The following is a 17,912-nucleotide window of genomic DNA, read 5'->3' as shown; positions in this document are numbered from 1 at the left end:
AAGGGGGGAGATATAGGGTGGTTAATGAAATTGTTACACTACTCATTATGGCAACGGCGCTAGGAATGGATGCTTTTTCAATCGCATTAGGTATGGGAATGATCGGACTTCGATACAAGCAAATTTTTCAGATAGGTGTAACAATCGGGGCGTTTCACGTCTTGATGCCACTCATAGGAATAATGGCTGGAAAATTAATCTCCCAGCATTTTGGAATGCTCGCAACGATGATAGGCGGAGGGCTGCTTGTCTTTTTGGGATTGCAAATGGCGTATTCCTCTTTAAAAAGCGAGGAAGAATCACGAATGGCTTCTCCGGAAGGAATCGGACTACTTGTATTTGCAATCACAGTAAGCCTTGACAGTTTTTCGGCAGGGTTGAGCTTAGGAGTATTAGGAGCGAAAACCGTTCTGACTGTTCTTTCCTTTGGGGTAATGAGTATGTTGCTTGCTTGGGCAGGTCTTTTAACAGGTTCAAAATTTAAAGGTATCATTGGCTCATACGGCGAACTGCTCGGCGGTTGTATTTTACTTGGATTTGGAATTAAACTATTAATACCATAAAATATAAAGAAACGAATAGGGGTGCTACTACATGAAAAATGTTTTGTTCGTTTGCACAGGAAATACGTGTCGTAGTCCAATAGCTGAAATGATGCTTCGCCAAAAGCAAGACCCAACCATTGATGTAAAATCAGCAGGGGTGTTCGCATCCGTAGGAAGTGATGCTTCAGACGGGACAAAACAAGTTCTCACCGAAAAAGGTTTGGAATGCGATCATTCGTCACAACAGCTTACCGAAGAACTTATCAATTGGGCCACGGTAATCCTAACGATGACAGAAGGACACAAATATGCCATTTTGCAAAGATTTCCGGATGCTCTCCCTAAACTATATACACTTAAGGAGTTTGTTGAAGGGGCTGAAGTCGATAAGGATATTCAAGACCCATTCGGCGGACCGGTTGAAACATACCGAACAACAGCTGCGGAAATAGAAAGATTAGTGAACAAGCTACCAGAAGCATTAGAACAGTAAAAACAGTTGATCGATAAATCATTAACAGATATGATGCAACTAAAGAGAAAAGATGGAAGCAAGAGAAAGGTGGAAGAAGTGTGAAAGTAGCAATTGGCTCTGATCATGGTGGAATTAACATTAAAGAGGAACTAAAAGCATTGATGGATGAAATGGGAATTAGCTATGAAGATGTAGGCTGTGACTGCACTGATTCGGTAGATTACCCAGATTATGCATTACCAGTCGCAAAAAAAGTCGTTGAAAAAGAAGTGGATAGGGGCATCCTAGTCTGTGGTACAGGAATTGGTATGTCTATTGCTGCGAATAAAGTAAAAGGCATTCGTTGTGCGCTTGTTCATGATACATTTAGTGCCAAAGCAACAAGAGAACATAATGACACAAATATATTAGCAATGGGCGAAAGAGTTATCGGGCCTGGGTTAGCTCGTGATATAACAAAAATATGGCTTGAAACAGAATTTGAAGGCGGGCGTCACGCAACTAGAGTGGGCAAAATCACAAACATAGAAGAGAGTCATTCTTAATAAGAAAGGCGGCAAGAGTATGGAATTATCAGCAGAACAGATTCAAGCGGATGTACAAAGCATTCTTGATGACTTACTAATAGCAAAATCATTAACTGAACATGATATTTTTGTTATTGGGACAAGCACGAGTGAGGTCATCGGTGAACGAATTGGGACAAGCGGTTCTGAAACTGTAAGTGAAGCTTTGTTTCAAGCTTTTATAACATTCCGTAAAAAAACAAATGTTCATCTTGCCTTTCAATGTTGTGAGCACTTAAATCGAGCACTGGTCGTCGAACGCGAAACAGCAAATATGTTTCAGTTGGAAGAGGTTACGGTTATCCCCGTAAAAAAAGCAGGCGGAGCGATGGCTGCTCATGCCTATAGCCAATTAAAAGAACCTGTCGTGGTTGAGTTTATTAAAGCAGATGCGGGTATAGACATTGGAGATACACTCATTGGGATGCACATCAAGCATGTGGCTGTGCCTGTTCGAAGTAAAATTAAACAAATTGGACAAGCTCATGTGACATTAGCGACAACAAGACCAAAGCTAATCGGTGGCCAACGTGCAGTTTATTCTCAAAATGAAAGCGGATTACAACCTAATTGTTAAGGTTTTTTTGTGTAATCCTAATATTTTATTAAAAAACTATAAAAAAGTACGGATTTTAGTCGTTGATTCATGGTAATATATACTTGAAAATAAAAGATAGATAGAAAAACACGAATGTTAAAGGTTGAAAGGGGTATAAGGATGGAGAATTTAAAGAAACAGGATCCTAAAGTTTTTGAAGCGGTACAGTTAGAGTTAGGACGTCAACGTGACAAAATTGAAATGATTGCATCAGAGAATTTTGTAAGTGAAGCAGTAATGGAAGCTCAAGGTTCAGTGCTAACGAACAAATACGCGGAAGGATATCCAGGAAGACGCTATTATGGTGGATGTGAGTATGTTGATATCGTTGAAGATTTAGCGCGAGACCGTGCGAAACAAATCTTCGGAGCAGAGTATGTGAACGTACAGCCTCACTCAGGAGCACAAGCGAACATGGCTGTCTACTTTACAATTCTTGAGCATGGTGACACGGTATTAGGGATGAACCTTTCTCACGGTGGTCACTTAACTCACGGAAGCCCAGTTAACTTCAGTGGCGTTCAATACAACTTTGTTGAGTACGGTGTAGACAAAGAAACACATACAATTGATTATGCCATTGTACGTGATTTAGCCATTGAACATAAACCAAAATTAATCGTGGCTGGCGCAAGTGCGTATCCAAGAGCTATTGATTTTGCAAAGTTCCGTGAAATTGCTGATGAAGTGGGAGCTTACTTAATGGTCGATATGGCTCATATCGCTGGTTTAGTAGCTGCTGGAGTTCACCAAAATCCAGTACCATACTGTGACTTCGTAACAACGACAACTCATAAAACATTACGTGGACCACGTGGTGGAATGATTTTATGTAAAGAAGAATTCGGTAAGAAAATTGATAAATCCGTATTCCCTGGTATCCAAGGTGGACCACTTATGCACGTCATTGCTGCAAAAGCAGTAGCATTTGGTGAAGTTTTACAAGATGACTTCAAAGTCTATGCAAACAACATCGTTGCCAACGCGAAGCAACTAGCAGAAACGTTAACAGCAGAAGGCATCAACCTAGTATCAGGTGGAACAGATAATCATCTATTACTATTAGACTTACAAAACCTTGGATTAACAGGAAAAGTCGCTGAAAAAGCATTAGATGAAGTAGGGATTACTACGAACAAAAATGCGATTCCATTCGACCCTGAAAGTCCATTCGTAACAAGTGGAATTCGTATTGGTACAGCTGCTGTGACTTCTCGCGGACTAGACCCAGAAGCAATGAAAGAACTTGGTTCGATTATCGCGTTCACTTTGAAAAACATTGAAGATGAAGTTAAATTAAAAGAAGCAGCTGCACGCATCAACGTATTAACAGAAAAATTCCCAATGTATCCAAACCTATAAGTAATAACGAGAGCTAGGGTGAAAAACCCTAGCTCTTTTTTTGAAACATGAGTCACAAAAACGTCGTTGTCGTTTTTATAGCTATAATTTCTTTTTTAGGTATAATACTATGTGAGAAGTTATGATAAAGGAGCTAATAACATGAGCAAAGTATTCGTTTTTGACCACCCATTAATCCAACATAAACTAACGTATATCCGTGATAAATCAACTGGTACAAAAGAGTTCCGTGAATTAGTCGATGAAGTTGCAGCATTAATGGCCTTCGAAATTACAAGAGACTTGCCTCTGCGCGATGTCACAGTGGAAACACCGGTAGGACCAGCCCCATCTAAGAAGATCGCTGGTAAAAAATTGGGACTAGTTCCGATCCTGCGTGCAGGACTTGGAATGGTAGATGGGATTCTTAAATTAATTCCAGCTGCAAAGGTGGGCCATGTTGGGTTATATCGTGACCCAGAAACACTACAGCCGGTAGAATATTACGTAAAGCTTCCGACAGATGTCGAAGAGCGTGAATTTATCGTCATTGACCCGATGTTAGCTACAGGAGGCTCTGCGGTTGAAGCAATTAACAGCTTGAAAAAGCGAGGCGCCAAAACAATTAAACTCATGTGCTTAATTGCAGCCCCTGAAGGAGTCGACATCGTCAAAGAAGCACACCCCGATGTAGACATTTACTTAGCAGCAATGGATGAAAAATTAAACGAAAAAGGATACATCGTCCCTGGTCTAGGAGACGCAGGTGACCGTCTATTCGGAACAAAGTAAATAAAGTTAGTGAAGTAACGGAAAAAGCTTGGGGAAACGTCCTCAAGCTTTTTTTAATTGAATAAAAACTTCTTTTGAATGAATGAAGACCGAAACAGAGAGGAAAAAGAGCAGAAAGGGTCTTCATAGGGTCGATGAAGACCGAAACGAAAAGGAAAAAGAGCAGAAAGGGTCTTCATAGAGTTGATGAAGACCAAAACATGAGGAAAAAAGAAGCGAAAGGGTCTTCATAGGGTCGATGAAGATCGAAACAGAGAGGAAAAAGAGCAGAAAGGGTCTTCATAGGGTCGATGAAGACCGAAACAGAGAGGAAAAAGAGCAGAAAGGGTCTTCATAGGGTCGATGAAGACCGAAACAGAGAGGAAAAAGAGCAGAAAGGGTCTTCATAGGGTCGATGAAGACCGAAACAGAGAGGAAAAAGAGCAGAAAGGGTCTTCATAGGGTCGATGAAGACCGAAACAGAGAGGAAAAAGAGCAGAAAGGGTCTTCATAGGGCGAATGAAGACCAAAACGAAGAGGAAAAAGAGCAGAAAAGGTCTTCATAAAGTTGATGAAGACCAAAACATGAGGAAAAAAGAAGCGAAAGGGCCCTCATAGGGTCGATGAAGGCCAAAACGAAGAGGAAAAAGAGCAGAGAGGGTCTTCATAAGGCGAATGAAGACCGAAACATAAGTAAAAAAACCAAAGAAGTCTTCATAATCAAAATGAAGTCCATACCCAATAAAAACACCATGAATTCAAGAAAACCACTTCTTCACACATGATATTGAGAAAACTAACAAATACTACATGAATAAGTCTTGTAAGGAGGACGTCATGTTTATGAGAAAAGTGTTGTTGTTACTCATTTGCTTACTAGTTACAGCTCAAGCAGGAGTTGAAGCCAGTAAGTTCCCGGAACGGCCTCCACTACCCGCTCTTAGCGTAGACCATGAAACTGTAGTGATGGTTGAAGTTGAGGAGAGTCGTTTAGAAGAAGTTCTCAATACGATTCATCAATCCATACCGAATGGAAAGGTCCGAAAAACCTTTTCAACTTTATTTACAGGGTTTTCATTTGAACTACCAGAAAAAGACGTAGAAGTATTAAAACAAATATCAGGCATTGAACGTGTGGACAAGGTTGTAAATTATAAAGCTTTTATTAATGAAAGTGTTCCTTTTATCGGTGGTGGAGACATTCGATCTCAGTTTGGTGAGAATGGTCACCGGTTAACCGGAAAAGGGGTAAAGGTAGCCGTCATCGATACGGGGATAGACTATAACCATCCAGATTTAAAAAGGAATTATAAAGGTGGGTTTGATGTTGTCGACTGTGACGACGATCCAATGGAAACTTTACCAGCTCAAGGGGGAGCTACTTTGCACGGAACGCATGTATCAGGCATCATTGCGGCGAACGGTCGTGTGAAGGGTGTAGCTCCAGAAGCTGACTTATATGTATACCGGGCACTTGGACCTGGTGGACAAGGAACAACAGAACAAGTCATTGAAGCCATTGAAAAAGCAGTGGAAGATGGCGTCGATGTCATTAATCTATCGCTAGGAAATGCAGTAAATGGTCCTGATTGGCCAACGAGCATTGCCCTAGACAGAGCGGTCGAAAAAGGAATCGTAGCGGTGACATCCAATGGAAATAGTGGTCCGAATATGTGGACGGTCGGTTCACCTGGAACATCGACCAAAGCGATTTCGGTCGGAGCATCATCGCCACCGTTAAAAACGCCGTATGTCACTATATTTGGTGAAGAGCGGGAAATCTCCCTTCAACAAATGGCTGGGGCCAAACCGTGGAATTTAAAAAGGGACTTTGAAATTGTAAATGCAGACATTGGCTTGGAAGACAACCTAGAGGATGCGACAGGTAAAATAATTCTTTTTAAAAGAGGTGTCCTTCCGTTCACTGAAAAAGCAAAACGTGCCAAGAAGGCTGGAGCCAAAGGTGTATTAATTTACAATAATACAGAGGGTCCATTTGTGGGTGTCATTCAAGATAAGATTGACATTCCGGTATCAGCAATCTCCAAAGAAGATGGAGAGTGGCTTTTAGAGCAAATCGAAAAAGACCGGAAAGAAACGACGGTACGAACAATCTATCGCCACGAAGAAGATTTAATTGCACCTTTTTCATCCAGAGGACCTGTCACGCAAACCTGGGAAGTCAAACCAGACCTTGTTGCTCCAGGTGTAGCGATTGACAGCACCATCCCTAATGGATATTTAGGTTTAAATGGCACGAGCATGGCAGCACCTCATGTTGCCGGAGCGGCCGCGTTAATAAAACAAGCGCACCCGGATTGGACCCCGGACCAAATCAAAGCCGCATTAATGAACACTGCAAAACGATTAGAAAACAATGATGGAAATGAATACATGCCACATGAACAAGGCGCAGGTAGAATTCAAATTGAACAAGCGGTGAATGCCGATACGCTCGTTTATCCTGGAGCCATATCTTTTGGAAAATGGGCAAGAGATGACCGTCGTGAAACAAAAAACATGACGGTAACGGTTGAAAACAAAGGAGACGTGACAACAACCTATTATGTAGTTCCTCCAATTGACGCTCCAGACGGTGTACAGTGGAAGGTTCCATTTTCGTTTGAGTTAAAACCGGACGAAAAAAAGGATGTCACCATTACGATGGATATTTTCCCTGCTGTCCTAGATGAGGGAATCCATAATGGAACGATTCTTGTAAAGGGTGGGAAAGAAGATATTGTCCTTCCGTATTTATTCTTTATAGAAGAACCAAATTATCCAAGAGTAATGGCATTTAACTTTCAACGAGGGGACGACGAGGAAAGTTACCGCTATGAGATGTATTTGCCAGGAGGAGCAGAAGAAGTAGGTATCGCTTTATATGACCCTGATACATTTGAATTTATAGACTATTTAGATGCCAAGGAGAATGTAGCAAGAGGACTTCTTGAGGTAGAATTAAACGACCTCGACCTTGAAGATGGAATATATAAGGCTCTTGTTTTTGCGGAACAAGATGGACAAGAAGACACTCTTGAAACGGCCATTTTGATAGGCGAGTTTCTTGAAACGGAACAATAATGATTATCCCCTAAAGGAGAAGCCACTGAAAAAGTACAAATCAACTTTTTCAATGCCTTTGATTATGGTTGCAATGGCTCCACCAGTTGCTCGCCTGCTACGAGAAACCCAATCGTAGCAGGCTTTAAAAAATGCAACGGTTACGCACATTGCTTAGAGAGCCCTGCAAAAGTTAAAAAACCGAACTTTTCAGTGCCCTCCTAAAGGATACGTTGTCTTTTAGGGGAAATATGTTGTTTTTTTTATAAGTTGGGTATAATGAGAAGGAAAAAAGTAAACTGGTCCATTGGTAGGAAATATGACAGAAGTGTGACAAATATCACATTCGTTTATCGAGCTGAGTAAATAATGTGAAAATTCGTTGACATGTGGATGACCCTATTGTACGATTATAAAGGTTATTGTGATAAGGGTTTGGCCCTATACATATTAGATTGAATAGCTCCGAAAAAGATGGTGAAGGAGCGAGTAAGATGCCTTTAGAAAAACGTTCGTTACGTGCAATGGCTTTAGTTTCAATTATTTCCTCGTATATCGTTGGAGGAGTCGTTGGTGGTGTTTTCTTAGGTATTTGGGTTGGTAATCAACTTGGAGCAAAGCCACTGTTTGTCATATTATTTCTCTTTATGGGACTAATCAGTGGATTTTATGGAGTATACAAAGTAGTTCAACCATATTTAGGAGACGGTGACGAATGACATCTCTGCAACAAAAAATGAAGGGATTTACGATTGTTACCGCCATTTTTATACTCTTGTTTTTAATTGGGTACATAATAACACCTTATCAATCCCACTTCCTCGGTCTAGTGATAGGCCTATCATTCAGTTATATTAATCTCTGTACCATCTATATTAAAACGAAAGTCGTTGGCGATAGAGCCGCGGGAATGTCAGGAAAAGCCTATCTTGCAAATGGGATAGCTTCCTTTGGTATGTTAATTCGTTTTGGACTAGCTGTTTGTGCGGTTGCGCTAGCAGTTTCGTTTCCAGAAACCATTGATTTGATTTCGGTCATTACAGGGTTAGCCCTGATTTATATATTTCTACTTATAGATATGACAATTGAATTCATAAGAAAGAGGTGAAATCTTTGGAACACACTACACCCAGTTTTGAATTCTTAGGGTTGGGTTTCGATACATCAACAGTGATTATGACAACCGTTGCATGTATTATTGTTTTTTTAATTTGTTTTTTTGGTTCCCGCAATCTTCAAATGAGACCATCTGGAATGCAAAACTTCCTTGAGTGGGCAATTGAGTTTGTGCAGAACATCATTAAAGCAAATATGGACTGGAAAACAGGAGGCCGCTTTACAGCTCTCGCGTTTACACTTCTTTTCTTCGTGTTTGTCGCGAATATGTTGGGGATACCTTTTGAAATTTATAACGTAAATAATCATGAAGTCTACTGGAAGTCACCAACTTCTGACCCCGTATTGACTCTAAGCTTAGCCGCATTTGTCATTGTGCTAACACATATTTACGGGATTTCGATTAGAGGCTTTGGTAGTTATGTCAAAAGCTATTTCGAACCAGTTCCGTTTTTATTTCCGTTCAAAGTCATTGAAGAGTTTGCAAATACGCTAACACTTGGAATGCGTTTATTCGGTAATATTTACGCGAAAGAAATTCTAATGGTATTAATTGTTGGGTTAGGTGGATATGGATTGTTTGGCAGTATCGGAGGATTCTTTACCGGTGTCGCCATGTTTGTGCCATTAATGATTTGGCAAGCATTTAGTATCTTTATCGGGGCGATTCAAGCATATATCTTTGCGATGTTAGCAATGGTGTATATGGCCCACAAAGTAGAACATCATTAAATAATGCTCTATGAGCGTTTTTAATAATTAAAAAAATCATTTTTATATTTTAAGGGAGGATTTTAAATCATGACAGCATTAGCAGTTGCAATAGTAGCAGGTTTAGCAGCGATCGGTGGAGCGATCGCAGTAAGTATTATCGTAAAGGCAACAATCGAAGGTGTAACTCGTCAACCTGAATTACGTGGACAATTACAAACATTAATGTTCATTGGAGTACCTCTTGCTGAGGCAGTTCCAATCATTGCGATCGTAATTTCATTCTTACTTTTATTCCTATAAAAGTCGTTAATACAAGGAAATGATGCAAAAATGGCGACGAGTTCTTATTTGAACCTTCGCCATTCCTTATGTATCGTCATACGAAAGGAGTGACACCACTTGGAAGGATTTCAAGTTAACTGGGGTACTGCCCTTTATCAGTTAGCGGCCTTTGTAACATTACTATGGGTCGTAAGTAGATTTGCATTAAAGCCTATCATGGGCATGATGGAAAAACGCCAAAATATGGTTAATGAGCAAATTGATTTTGCTGAAAGAGACCGTAAAGAAGCTGAAAAATATTTAGAACAACAACGTCAAGAAATCCAAAATGCTCGTCAAGAAGCACAATCGATTTTAGAAAATGCGAAAAAGATGAGCGAAAAGCAAGGACAAGACATTGTCAATGCTGCTAGAGGAGAAGCGGAAAGAATTAAAGATTCTGCTCTTGCTGAAATACAGCAAGAAAAAGAAGCAGCTGTTGCCTCCCTTCGTGAGCAAGTTGCTTCCTTATCAGTATTAATCGCAACAAAGGTCATTGAAAAGGAACTAGATGAAAAACAACAAAAGAAATTTGTTGAAGATTATCTTAAAGAGGTAGGCGAAGAGCTATGAGCAATCAAGCAGTAGCGAATCGTTACGCCGTTGCACTCTTTCAACTTGCTAAAGAAAACAATGTGCTAGACACAGTGGAAAACGAGCTTCAGCTTGTTAAGCAAGTAGTGAAAGCAACACCGGATTTTATGACTGTTTTAATGAATCCTAAAGTAGTAGCTAGTAAAAAGAAAGAACTCATTCGTAACAGCTTTGGTTCAAATGTAAGTGAAATCGTGTTCCAAACCATTTTCTTACTAATTGACCGCAAACGAATTGATATTCTTTTACCGTTAATAGATAAGTACAAAAAACTTTCTCTTGATGCGTTAAATATCGCTGAAGCGAAAGTATACTCTGCCTATGAATTATCAGAGGAAGAGAAAAACGAGCTTTCTACAGTGTTTGCTCGTAAAATTGGTAAAACAAAATTAGTGATTGAAAATATTGTCGATAAAGACCTCATTGGTGGAATCAAGCTTCGTATCGGTGACCGTATTTATGACGGAAGCTTACAAGGACAACTTGACCGCCTGCAACGTGGATTGTTGCAAAAACGCTAGTAGAAGATAGGGGTGAATGGAATGAGCAGCATCAAAGCAGAGGAAATTAGCTCTCTGATTAAACAGCAGATTGAAAGTTTTCAATCTGATATTGAAGTATCAGATGTTGGTACGGTTATCCGTGTCGGTGACGGTATTGCCCTAGCTCATGGTCTTGAAAACGTTATGTCTGGTGAGTTACTAGAGTTTTCAAACGGTGTCATGGGTATGGCGCAAAACCTTGAAGAAAATAATGTCGGTATTGTAATCTTAGGTCCATTCCGCGATATTCGTGAGGGAGACCAAGTAAAACGTACAGGTCGTATCATGGAGGTTCCAGTAGGTGAAGCACTTTTAGGACGTGTTGTTAACCCACTAGGCCAACCACTTGATGGAAAAGGACCAATTGAAACGTCTAAAACTCGTCCGATTGAAAGTCCAGCACCAGGTGTTATGGATCGTAAATCAGTTCATGAGCCATTACAAACAGGAATTAAAGCGATCGACGCTCTTGTTCCAATTGGCCGTGGACAACGTGAGTTAATTATCGGTGACCGCCAAACTGGTAAAACAGCTGTAGCGATCGATACAATTTTAAATCAAGCAGACCAAGATATGATTTGTATCTATGTTGCGATTGGTCAAAAAGAATCAACGGTAGCTGGCGTAGTTGAAACATTACGTCAAAAAGGCGCATTAGATTACACAATCGTTGTAACAGCGAGTGCATCTGAGCCTGCTCCGCTTCAATTCTTAGCACCATATACAGGGGTTACTCTTGGAGAGGAATTCATGTACAATGGCAAGCACGTTCTTGTAGTATATGATGACTTAACAAAACAAGCAGCGGCATACCGTGAGCTTTCATTATTACTTCGTCGTCCTCCAGGTCGTGAAGCTTATCCAGGGGATGTATTCTTCTTACACTCTCGTTTACTTGAGCGTGCAGCGAAGTTAAGTGATGCAAAAGGTGCTGGTTCCCTAACAGCATTACCGTTTATTGAAACACAAGCTGGTGACGTATCAGCTTATATTCCAACAAACGTTATTTCCATCACAGATGGACAAATCTTCTTACAATCTGACTTATTCCACTCAGGGGTACGTCCTGCGATTAACGCTGGTCTTTCTGTATCTCGTGTAGGGGGATCTGCTCAAATTAAAGCGATGAAAAAAGTAGCAGGTACATTACGTCTTGACCTAGCTTCTTATCGTGAGTTAGAAGCATTTGCTCAGTTTGGTTCTGACCTTGATAAAGCGACACAAGCAAAACTTAACCGTGGAGCTCGTACAGTTGAAGTATTAAAACAAGGATTACATGAGCCATTATCTGTTGAAAAACAAGTTACAATCCTTTATGCCTTAACAAAAGGATTCTTAGATGATATTCCGGTTGAAGATATTAGACGATTCGAAGCAGAATTGGCTACATTTATTGACCATAACAAGAAGGAACTTTTTGAACACATTCGTACAACTGGCGGTCTTCCAGAAGAAAGCGATTTGAACGCTGCTATTGAAGAGTTCAAAAAAGGCTTTAACACAAGTAAGTAATCTTCTGAAAATACCAGTTACGCGAAAAGGTGGTGAAAACAGTTGGCCTCACTTCGAGATATAAAAACGCGAATAACGTCTACGAAGAAAACGAAGCAAATTACGAAAGCGATGGAGATGGTATCAGCTGCCAAACTAAATCGCGCTCAAGAAAAAGCAAAGTCTTTCTTACCGTACACGGAAAAAATTCGCGAGGTTGTTGCAAGTATTGCAGCTAGCAACACGGATGCAACTCATCCGATGCTAGAAGAACGTCCAGTGAAAAAGACGGGTTATATCGTGATTACATCAGATCGTGGCTTAGCAGGTGCTTATAACGCTAGCTTAGTCCGAGAAGTGTTAAAAGCTATTGATGCTCGTCATAAATCAAAAGATGAGTACGGACTTATCGTTATGGGTCGTATCGGTCGTGATTTATTTAAAAAGCGCAACCTGCCAATTATTCAAGAAGTCGTTGGTTTATCCGACCAACCTGAATTTAGCGATATTAAAAATCTCGCTAGTACAACGGTTGAAATGTTTTCTGATGAAATCTTTGATGAGCTTTACATCTGGTATAACCATTTCGTAAGTCCTATCACACAAGAAGTCACAGAAAAGAAAGTATTGCCGTTAACAGACTTATCAACAAAAGAAGGTAATGCTGAATACATCTATGAGCCGTCTGAAGAAGCAATTCTTGAGCAGCTTTTACCGCAATACGGCGAAAGCGTCATTTACGGTGCTCTATTAGATGCGAAAGCAAGTGAGTTTGGTGCTCGTATGACAGCGATGAGCTCGGCCACTGATAACGCTTCTGCTTTAATTGATAGTCTTACACTTTCATACAACCGTGCACGTCAAGCAGCTATCACGCAGGAAATTACTGAAATTGTCGGCGGTGCCGCTGCCCTTGAATAATTGCAGTTGAACGGAATAAGCAAGTATAGGAGGGAAACTGATGAATAAAGGTCGCATTACTCAGGTAATGGGTCCAGTCGTAGACGTAAAGTTTGATGATGGACAAATGCCAGAGATCTATAACGCACTAAAAGTTGAGCAAGTAGGTTCAACGAAAAATGCGGTAGATGTAAACGTAACGTTAGAAGTTGCTCTACATCTTGGTGATGATACAGTTCGTACCGTAGCGATGGGTTCTACTGATGGACTTGTTCGTGGTACAGAAGCATTAGATACAGGAGCTCCAATCTCGGTTCCTGTTGGAGATGCAACATTAGGTCGTGTGTTTAACGTATTAGGGGAAGCAATTGACTTGGATGAGCCTATGGCTGCTGATGTTAAAAAAGACCCTATTCACCGTCAAGCACCTAAATTTGAAGAGTTATCAACAAAAACTGAAATTCTTGAAACAGGAATTAAAGTCGTTGATTTACTTGCTCCTTACATTAAAGGTGGAAAAATCGGACTATTTGGTGGTGCGGGAGTTGGTAAAACCGTATTAATCCAGGAGTTAATCAATAACATCGCTCAAGAGCACGGCGGTATCTCGGTATTCGCAGGTGTTGGTGAACGTACACGTGAAGGAAATGACCTTTACTATGAAATGAAAGACTCTGGAGTTATTAACAAAACGGCAATGGTATTCGGACAAATGAATGAGCCACCTGGAGCACGTATGCGTGTTGCATTAACGGGTTTAACAATGGCTGAGCATTTCCGTGATGAAAAAGGTGCAGACGTACTTCTTTTCGTTGATAACATCTTCCGTTTCACACAAGCTGGTTCAGAGGTTTCTGCCCTATTAGGTCGTATGCCATCTGCCGTTGGTTACCAACCAACACTAGCTACTGAAATGGGTCAGCTTCAAGAGCGTATTACATCAACAAATGTTGGTTCTGTTACATCAATCCAAGCGATTTATGTACCTGCCGATGACTATACAGATCCGGCTCCAGCAACAACATTTGCTCACTTAGATGCAACAACAAACCTTGAGCGTAAGCTTTCTGAGATGGGTATCTACCCAGCCGTTGACCCATTAGCGTCAACGTCAAGAGCACTTTCTCCAGAAATCGTTGGAGAAGAGCACTACTCAGTAGCACGTCAAGTTCAGCAAACATTACAAAAATATAAAGAATTACAAGATATCATCGCAATCCTTGGTATGGATGAGTTATCTGAAGAAGACAAGCTTATCGTTGGTCGTGCTCGTCGTATCCAATTCTTCTTATCTCAAAACTTCCACGTGGCTGAGCAGTTCACAGGACAACCAGGATCGTATGTACCAGTAAAAGAAACAATCGCTGGATTCAAGGAAATCCTTGAAGGTAAATATGATTCTCTTCCTGAAGATGCATTCCGTCTTGTAGGTCGTATTGAAGAAGTTGTTGAAAAAGCAAAACAAATGCAATAATGGGAGATAGGAGTCGCTTCAAGCCGACTCTTCTATCAATCATAACCGTATTGCTGTTAAGGAGGGTATTCGATGAAGACAATGCAAGCGAATGTTGTCACTCCTGATGGCACGGTATTTGACGGAGATGTTGAAATGGTAAGCGTACGCGCCCAAAGTGGTGAGCTAGGTATTTTACCTGGTCACATCCCGTTGGTAGCTCCTCTAACCGTTGGTGCAGTTCGCCTTAAGAAGGACAATAAAGTCCAACGAGTTGCTGTAAGTGGTGGATTTATTGAAGTCCGCCCTGACAAAGTAACCATCTTAGCAGAAACTGCTGAACTGCCAACAGATATTGATGTCGCCCGTGCCCGTGCAGCGAAAGAACGAGCAGAGCGTCGTATGGCTGAAGCCAAGCAAGATGAAATTGACTTCAAGCGCGCTCAATTAGCTTTACGCAAAGCAATCACTCGTTTAGAAGTGGCAGGGAAATAATAAAAAATACTTGTAGCCGTCATATGAGGACTACAAGTATTTTTTTGTGGTTTTATTTTCACTATCGGACACAGGATCCCTTATTTTCCCGATTTAAGCTATTTTTCATGATTAACGGACACAGATGCACTTATTTGCTTGATTTTTGACTGAAACCCTCTACTTTTATATAAATAAAGGACTGTGTGTCCTTTACGCGCAATAATATTGTTTTTTTGTTAAAATAGCGAATCGTGTGTCCGTAAGTAAAAACTATTGAACATATAACTCGCCATCAACAAAATAATACCGCCTCCCCTTAACCATGATTTCATTCCACTTTCCACGTGTAAGTAAAGTAGATTGTTGTATGTATGGTTTTTTATAAGTGTCTTTTAATCTCTCAACCAATTGCAATATATCTAGTAACTCTTTAGGAAATTCTCTAAATTCATCAGGAAGAGCTTTACAGAAATGTAGCTTCTCAAAGAACAACTGCTTTTCTTCCTCGGTCGCTTCTCTTTTAAAATATCCCCAAACATGTTCTAATGTAGTTAACATTCCAGTTCGTTTATAGGGCTTACTCATTATAGTAGAAAATGTATCATAGAGCCCGTCAAAAATAAGAAGCTCAGGTAGTTCACGGTATTGGTTGCGTAGGGTTACATATTGTTCATATCCTTTAGACATGACGTCATACTTATTTTGTGCCCAAAGCTTTTCTAAAATTTTTCTTGCAAATTTTATATTTTCTATTTTTTCCATGGCATGACCCTCCAATGGGCTGAATATACCATTGAAAAGGTTAGATAACAAGCGATAACAAAAGTAAAGCATATTTAGAATTTTCTAAACGGAAATGTGGCAATTTGGTTTCAGTCGACACTATATATAGGATTTGCTATAATGTATTCGATTGCTACATACATATTAATGGAAAAGGCATGGAGGGTGAGGCAGTATGGATCCACTGTATAACCTGTATCAGAATAACTATTTGGTCGTTGCCGTATTTGTACTCCTTGGTATCTTATTACCATTGGTTGCGCTTACAGCAGGAAGGTTTTTAAGACCAAATAAGCCAACAAAAGAAAAGCAAACAACCTATGAAAGTGGAGTTGAACCAACTGGTGGAAGCTGGGTTCAGTTTAATGTAAGGTATTATATGTTTGCGCTTTTGTTTGTTTTATTTGACGTAGAAACTGTATTTTTATATCCGTGGGCAGTAGCCTATGATTATTTAGGAATTTTTGCACTTATTGAGATGGTTATCTTTATGATAATGCTATTTATTGGATTGATTTATGCCTGGAAGAAGAAGGTGTTGACGTGGATTTAAACTTAGACAGCATAACAAAAGAAGAACGTGAAGAGTTAGAACAGAACGTCTTTTTTACAACTTTAGAACAAGTCAAAGCTTGGGCAAGAAGTAATTCAATTTGGCCCTTAACCTTTGGATTAGCCTGTTGTGCCATCGAAATGATGGGAACCGGTGCATCACATTATGACCAAGACAGATTTGGTGTTATCTTTCGGACGTCACCAAGACATTCTGACTGTATGATCGTTTCTGGGACTGTTACGAAAAAAATGGCTCCGATCCTTAAGCGTCTGTACGACCAAATGCCAGAGCCGAAATGGGTCATCGCCATGGGATCCTGTGCCACAGCTGGGGGACCGTATGTGAAATCATATGCCGTTGTTAAAGGTGTTGACCAAATCGTTCCGGTTGACGTATACATTCCAGGCTGTCCACCTAATCCAGCTGCCTTAATTTATGGAATAAATAAATTACAAGAAAAAATCCGTTATGAAGCTAAGACTGGGAAGCGGGTGACTAGTCGATGAGTGATAAACCAACCGCAGATGAAAAAGCCAAAGCAGAAGCTTTACGCAAAATGAAAGAAAAGTCAAAGAATACAGAAGAGACTGAAAATAAGGAAGCGCTTTCAAAAGAAGTACGAGAAGAAAGCAGCGAGCCAGCGGATGAAAAAGCCAAAGCCGCGGCAGCCGCCAAAGCCAAAGCAGCCGCAGCCGCGAAGGCGAAAGCCGCTGCACTAGCGAAGCAAAAAGCCCAAGCGGAAGCACGAGAAGAAAGCAGCGAGCCAGCGGATGAAAAAGCGAAAGCCGCGGCAGCCGCCAAAGCCAAAGCAGCCGCAGCCGCGAAGGCGAAAGCCGCTGCACTAGCGAAGCAAAAAGCCCAAGCGGAAGCACGAGAAGAAAGCAGCGAGCCAGCGGATGAAAAAGCGAAAGCCGCGGCAGCCGCCAAAGCCAAAGCAGCTGCAGCAGCGAAGGCAAAAGCAGCCGCTGCTGCAAAGGCAAAGTCGTCAGGTGCTGGAGATACTGATGATGAAAAAGCCAAAGCGAAAGCCGCCGCAGTTGCCAAAGCCAAGGCCGCGGCAGCCGCTAGAGCCAAAGCTGCATCTGCTTCTTCAGCCAAAACGGAAGCTCCTATAGCTGAAGGACCGTTACCAAACCAAGACAAACTAGATAAGTATGTAAAGGTGATTTCTGATAACCTGGGTGAAGAAGTACTAGAAGATGCTTATATTAATAAACTAGCAAAACATGTGCCAACACTTGTTGCTAAAAAAGAAACGTATTATAAAATTGCCCAGTTTTTAAAACATAATGAAGTTTTGTCGTTCGACTATTTATCAGAGCTGCATGGTTCTGATTTTGAAACACATATGGAAATTTACAATCATTTTTATTCCTTTAAAACAAAAGAAAATATTGCATTAAAAGTTAAAATTGATAGAGACCAACCGGAAATTGATTCACTAGCCACGGTATGGGAAGGCGCCAACTGGCCTGAACGAGAAGCTTATGACTTATTAGGAATACAGTTCTCGGGTCATCCAAACTTAACACGAATTATGTTGCCTGATGATTGGGTCGGGTACCCACTTCGTAAAGACTATGAACCTCATGATGAGGAGGTATAG

At 40.7% G+C, this 17,912-nt stretch carries 21 protein-coding genes; 20 read left to right on the top strand and 1 reads right to left on the bottom strand.

All coding sequences use genetic code 11. The features are described from left to right. Window positions 1–17 precede the first annotated feature (17 nt). The 17 genes from BK585_RS21470 to BK585_RS21390 all read left to right on the top strand — a co-directional run bounded on the left by BK585_RS21470 (window position 18) and on the right by BK585_RS21390 (window position 14,985). Window positions 18–563, top strand: coding sequence for a manganese efflux pump MntP (locus BK585_RS21470; protein ID WP_245805884.1), 546 nt, complete (start codon window positions 18–20; stop codon window positions 561–563). A gap of 31 nt (window positions 564–594) precedes the next feature. Continuing rightward, window positions 595–1,038, top strand: coding sequence for a low molecular weight protein arginine phosphatase (locus BK585_RS21465; protein ID WP_078556159.1), 444 nt, complete (start codon window positions 595–597; stop codon window positions 1,036–1,038). An 80-nt stretch (window positions 1,039–1,118) separates the two neighbouring features. After that, the gene (gene rpiB / locus BK585_RS21460) at window positions 1,119–1,565 is read left to right on the top strand and encodes a ribose 5-phosphate isomerase B (protein ID WP_078556157.1); all 447 of its coding nucleotides are present in this window, start codon (window positions 1,119–1,121) and stop codon (window positions 1,563–1,565) included. A 19-nt stretch (window positions 1,566–1,584) separates the two neighbouring features. Continuing rightward, window positions 1,585–2,163, top strand: a complete 579-nt coding sequence (locus tag BK585_RS21455; protein ID WP_078556155.1) for a TIGR01440 family protein — start codon at window positions 1,585–1,587, stop codon at window positions 2,161–2,163. Between the two features lie 141 nt (window positions 2,164–2,304). Continuing rightward, window positions 2,305–3,546, top strand: coding sequence for a serine hydroxymethyltransferase (locus BK585_RS21450; RefSeq protein ID WP_078556153.1), 1,242 nt, complete (start codon window positions 2,305–2,307; stop codon window positions 3,544–3,546). A 141-nt stretch (window positions 3,547–3,687) separates the two neighbouring features. Continuing rightward, entirely contained in the window at window positions 3,688–4,317 is a 630-nt protein-coding gene (upp, locus tag BK585_RS21445) for a uracil phosphoribosyltransferase (RefSeq protein WP_078556151.1), read from the top strand. An 822-nt stretch (window positions 4,318–5,139) separates the two neighbouring features. After that, window positions 5,140–7,380 (top strand): S8 family serine peptidase, encoded by a 2,241-nt coding sequence (locus BK585_RS21440; protein WP_078556975.1) that lies wholly within the window; start codon window positions 5,140–5,142, stop codon window positions 7,378–7,380. 473 nt (window positions 7,381–7,853) lie between these two features. Beyond that, the gene (locus BK585_RS21435) at window positions 7,854–8,078 is read left to right on the top strand and encodes an AtpZ/AtpI family protein (protein ID WP_078556149.1); all 225 of its coding nucleotides are present in this window, start codon (window positions 7,854–7,856) and stop codon (window positions 8,076–8,078) included. After that, window positions 8,075–8,467: an ATP synthase subunit I gene (locus BK585_RS21430; RefSeq protein ID WP_078556147.1), complete on the top strand. Its 393-nt coding sequence runs from the start codon at window positions 8,075–8,077 to the stop codon at window positions 8,465–8,467. Before BK585_RS21435 ends, BK585_RS21430 begins: the two co-directional genes overlap by 4 nt. Window positions 8,468–8,472: 5 nt before the next feature. After that, a complete protein-coding gene (gene atpB, locus BK585_RS21425) occupies window positions 8,473–9,207 on the top strand; it encodes a F0F1 ATP synthase subunit A (RefSeq protein WP_078556145.1) in 735 nt (244 codons plus the stop codon). Window positions 9,208–9,276: 69 nt separating this feature from the next. Further along, entirely contained in the window at window positions 9,277–9,489 is a 213-nt protein-coding gene (gene atpE / locus BK585_RS21420; RefSeq protein WP_078556143.1) for a F0F1 ATP synthase subunit C, read from the top strand. 99 nt (window positions 9,490–9,588) lie between these two features. Continuing rightward, window positions 9,589–10,083, top strand: coding sequence for a F0F1 ATP synthase subunit B (gene atpF, locus BK585_RS21415; RefSeq protein ID WP_078556141.1), 495 nt, complete (start codon window positions 9,589–9,591; stop codon window positions 10,081–10,083). After that, the gene (locus BK585_RS21410; protein ID WP_078556139.1) at window positions 10,080–10,625 is read left to right on the top strand and encodes a F0F1 ATP synthase subunit delta; all 546 of its coding nucleotides are present in this window, start codon (window positions 10,080–10,082) and stop codon (window positions 10,623–10,625) included. Before atpF ends, BK585_RS21410 begins: the two co-directional genes overlap by 4 nt. 21 nt (window positions 10,626–10,646) lie before the next feature. Next, complete coding sequence (gene atpA, locus BK585_RS21405) at window positions 10,647–12,158, top strand: F0F1 ATP synthase subunit alpha (RefSeq protein WP_078556137.1); 1,512 nt, start codon at window positions 10,647–10,649, stop codon at window positions 12,156–12,158. 42 nt (window positions 12,159–12,200) lie between these two features. Then, window positions 12,201–13,058, top strand: coding sequence for an ATP synthase F1 subunit gamma (gene atpG / locus BK585_RS21400; RefSeq protein ID WP_078556135.1), 858 nt, complete (start codon window positions 12,201–12,203; stop codon window positions 13,056–13,058). Between the two features lie 40 nt (window positions 13,059–13,098). Beyond that, window positions 13,099–14,511, top strand: a complete 1,413-nt coding sequence (gene atpD, locus BK585_RS21395) for a F0F1 ATP synthase subunit beta (RefSeq protein WP_078556133.1) — start codon at window positions 13,099–13,101, stop codon at window positions 14,509–14,511. A 72-nt stretch (window positions 14,512–14,583) separates the two neighbouring features. Beyond that, a complete protein-coding gene (locus BK585_RS21390) occupies window positions 14,584–14,985 on the top strand; it encodes a F0F1 ATP synthase subunit epsilon (RefSeq protein ID WP_078556131.1) in 402 nt (133 codons plus the stop codon). A 252-nt stretch (window positions 14,986–15,237) separates the two neighbouring features. Here BK585_RS21390 and BK585_RS21385 read toward each other — a convergent pair whose 3' ends face one another. After that, the gene (locus tag BK585_RS21385; protein WP_170885676.1) at window positions 15,238–15,729 is read right to left on the bottom strand and encodes a DUF1722 domain-containing protein; all 492 of its coding nucleotides are present in this window, start codon (window positions 15,727–15,729) and stop codon (window positions 15,238–15,240) included. A gap of 196 nt (window positions 15,730–15,925) precedes the next feature. On the opposite strand from BK585_RS21385, the gene BK585_RS21380 reads away from it, so the two are divergent. From BK585_RS21380 to BK585_RS21370, 3 genes are read left to right on the top strand one after another with little or no spacing between them, the layout of a single operon-like run. Next, entirely contained in the window at window positions 15,926–16,303 is a 378-nt protein-coding gene (locus BK585_RS21380) for an NADH-quinone oxidoreductase subunit A (protein ID WP_078556127.1), read from the top strand. Then, on the top strand, window positions 16,294–16,812 hold the full coding sequence (locus BK585_RS21375) for a NuoB/complex I 20 kDa subunit family protein (RefSeq protein WP_078556125.1): 519 nt from the start codon (window positions 16,294–16,296) through the stop codon (window positions 16,810–16,812). The genes BK585_RS21380 and BK585_RS21375 overlap by 10 nt, the downstream gene beginning before the upstream one ends. Then, a complete protein-coding gene (locus BK585_RS21370) occupies window positions 16,809–17,912 on the top strand; it encodes an NADH-quinone oxidoreductase subunit C (protein WP_078556123.1) in 1,104 nt (367 codons plus the stop codon). Before BK585_RS21375 ends, BK585_RS21370 begins: the two co-directional genes overlap by 4 nt.

Source organism: Bacillus alkalicellulosilyticus (assembly GCF_002019795.1).
In the GTDB taxonomy this organism is placed as follows: domain Bacteria; phylum Bacillota; class Bacilli; order Bacillales; family Bacillaceae_F; genus Bacillus_AO; species Bacillus_AO alkalicellulosilyticum.
This window is presented reverse-complemented; position numbering and strand designations above follow the sequence as displayed.

Excerpts from the sequence above, each read along its gene's own strand:
- BK585_RS21465 (WP_078556159.1), top strand. The coding sequence starts at position 595 with ATGAAAAATGTTTTGTTCGTTTGCACAGGAAATACGTGTCGTAGTCCA.
- BK585_RS21455 (WP_078556155.1), top strand. The coding sequence starts at position 1,585 with ATGGAATTATCAGCAGAACAGATTCAAGCGGATGTACAAAGCATTCTT.
- BK585_RS21450 (WP_078556153.1), top strand. The coding sequence starts at position 2,305 with ATGGAGAATTTAAAGAAACAGGATCCTAAAGTTTTTGAAGCGGTACAG.
- upp (WP_078556151.1), top strand. The coding sequence starts at position 3,688 with ATGAGCAAAGTATTCGTTTTTGACCACCCATTAATCCAACATAAACTA.
- BK585_RS21440 (WP_078556975.1), top strand. The coding sequence starts at position 5,140 with ATGAGAAAAGTGTTGTTGTTACTCATTTGCTTACTAGTTACAGCTCAA.
- BK585_RS21435 (WP_078556149.1), top strand. The coding sequence starts at position 7,854 with ATGCCTTTAGAAAAACGTTCGTTACGTGCAATGGCTTTAGTTTCAATT.
- BK585_RS21430 (WP_078556147.1), top strand. The coding sequence starts at position 8,075 with ATGACATCTCTGCAACAAAAAATGAAGGGATTTACGATTGTTACCGCC.
- atpE (WP_078556143.1), top strand. The coding sequence starts at position 9,277 with ATGACAGCATTAGCAGTTGCAATAGTAGCAGGTTTAGCAGCGATCGGT.
- BK585_RS21410 (WP_078556139.1), top strand. The coding sequence starts at position 10,080 with ATGAGCAATCAAGCAGTAGCGAATCGTTACGCCGTTGCACTCTTTCAA.
- atpA (WP_078556137.1), top strand. The coding sequence starts at position 10,647 with ATGAGCAGCATCAAAGCAGAGGAAATTAGCTCTCTGATTAAACAGCAG.
- atpD (WP_078556133.1), top strand. The coding sequence starts at position 13,099 with ATGAATAAAGGTCGCATTACTCAGGTAATGGGTCCAGTCGTAGACGTA.
- BK585_RS21390 (WP_078556131.1), top strand. The coding sequence starts at position 14,584 with ATGAAGACAATGCAAGCGAATGTTGTCACTCCTGATGGCACGGTATTT.
- BK585_RS21385 (WP_170885676.1), bottom strand. The coding sequence starts at position 15,729 with ATGGAAAAAATAGAAAATATAAAATTTGCAAGAAAAATTTTAGAAAAG.
- BK585_RS21380 (WP_078556127.1), top strand. The coding sequence starts at position 15,926 with ATGGATCCACTGTATAACCTGTATCAGAATAACTATTTGGTCGTTGCC.
- BK585_RS21370 (WP_078556123.1), top strand. The coding sequence starts at position 16,809 with ATGAGTGATAAACCAACCGCAGATGAAAAAGCCAAAGCAGAAGCTTTA.